This window comes from Streptomyces sp. NPDC050263, from assembly GCF_040655955.1.
Taxonomy (GTDB): Bacteria; Actinomycetota; Actinomycetes; order Streptomycetales; family Streptomycetaceae; genus Streptomyces.
The window spans coordinates 1-1,377 of record NZ_JBFAKW010000299.1 but is presented as its reverse complement, the minus strand read 5'-3'; the positions used below and the strand labels follow the sequence as shown (position 1 = coordinate 1,377).

General features: G+C 69.7%; 2 protein-coding genes. Both read right to left on the bottom strand.

Annotated features, from left to right (window positions below; translation table 11 throughout):
• Positions 1–153: 153 nt before the first annotated feature.
• The gene (locus AB0J04_RS46140) at positions 154–927 is read right to left on the bottom strand and encodes an ABC transporter permease (RefSeq protein WP_363174733.1); all 774 of its coding nucleotides are present in this window, start codon (positions 925–927) and stop codon (positions 154–156) included.
• Positions 927–1,277: a hypothetical protein gene (locus tag AB0J04_RS46135; RefSeq protein WP_363174732.1), complete on the bottom strand. Its 351-nt coding sequence runs from the start codon at positions 1,275–1,277 to the stop codon at positions 927–929. The genes AB0J04_RS46140 and AB0J04_RS46135 overlap by 1 nt, the downstream gene beginning before the upstream one ends.
• Positions 1,278–1,377: the final 100 nt, after the last annotated feature.

Here is a 1,377-nt window from a genome sequence, read left to right as displayed (position 1 = left end):
CCGCCGCCGGCGGTGGCATGGTGCCGGTGGCCGAGCGGCACGACGTACGGCCGCCTCGGCCACCGGCTCCATCGAGGCCGAGGGGCTCCACGCCTCCGAGGCCTCCGCACCCCGGTACGACAGTCCTCTTGCGGGTCCCTGACCGGTCCCGGGTCATGCGTCCCGGGAGCGCAGGGCGATGTGACCGCCGATGACAGCGGCCGTCGTCCACGCGAGCAGCACGGCCAGCCCGGTGCCCGCGGACAGGGTCGAGTCGCCCTGTCTGGCCACTTGCATGAGCTGCGCGCCCGCCTGGGTGGGGAGGTAGTACGCGATCGTCTTGAGGCCGGGGACGTTGAGCATGAAGGTCGGCAGGATGAAGTGCAACGGGATCAGGACGCTGAGAGACGTCACCGGGCTGCGCAGCATGACCGCCACGCCGGCGCTGAAGATCCAGATGAGGGTCAGATCGACGACCGCGCCCACCAGCGCGCGCGGCACCCCCGGGCTGTCCAGCGGTACGCCGATGGAGCCGAGGGCCCGTTCCGAGGCGAGGAAGGCGATGAGGACGGTGACGACGGACACCCCGAACGTCAAAAGCGCGCCGACGGTGAGCTTCGCCCCGTAGAGCAGGCCGCGCCGGGGCACGGCCAGCAGCGAGGTCCGGAGCATTCCGCCGGAGTGTTCGCCGGAGACGAGGAGGGCTGCGAAGACCACCAGGACCAGTTGGCCGACGGCCACTCCGACGAACCCGGAGTTGGCGGGGTGGAAGTCGGGCCGGACCAGCGGGCTGTCCTCGGCGATGGCCTTCTTGACGGAGAGGCAGTTCGTGACGCCGATGCCGACGCTGGTCACGAACGTGAGGAGCAGGGTCCAGGACGTGGAGCGGACGGTGCGTGCCTTGGTCCATTCGGAACGGACGACCGCGGTCGGGGAGTTCGCCGTCATCATCGGCTCCCCGCCCTGAACTCGACGGCCTGCGCGGTCAGCCGCATGAAGGCCTCCTCCAAGGAACCGTGCTCGGTGGCCAGTTCGTGGACGGTCACCCCGTGGGTGAAGGCGATGCCGCCGACGGTCGGCGCGTCCACGCCCACGGCCAGTACGGTTCCGTCGAGTTGCCTGTGGGAGCTGATGCCCTTCGCCTTCAACAGCGACAGCAGGTGCTCCGCCTCCGGGGTGCGGACCTTGACCTTGGAGACGGAGTTGTCCTCGATGAAGCTGTTCATGTCGGTGTCGGCGAGGAGCCGGCCGTGGCCGACGATGACGAGGTGGTCGGCGGTCTGTGCCATCTCGCTCATCAGATGGCTAGTGCCGCGGCAGGCAACGTTCGCCCCGTCGCGACGCCCGGCACGCACTCTCGCCGCACCGGCCGAAAGCCCAAGTACGTCCAGTACGAGG

Excerpts from the sequence above, each read along its gene's own strand:
- AB0J04_RS46135 (WP_363174732.1), bottom strand. The coding sequence starts at position 1,277 with ATGAGCGAGATGGCACAGACCGCCGACCACCTCGTCATCGTCGGCCAC.
- AB0J04_RS46140 (WP_363174733.1), bottom strand. The coding sequence starts at position 927 with ATGACGGCGAACTCCCCGACCGCGGTCGTCCGTTCCGAATGGACCAAG.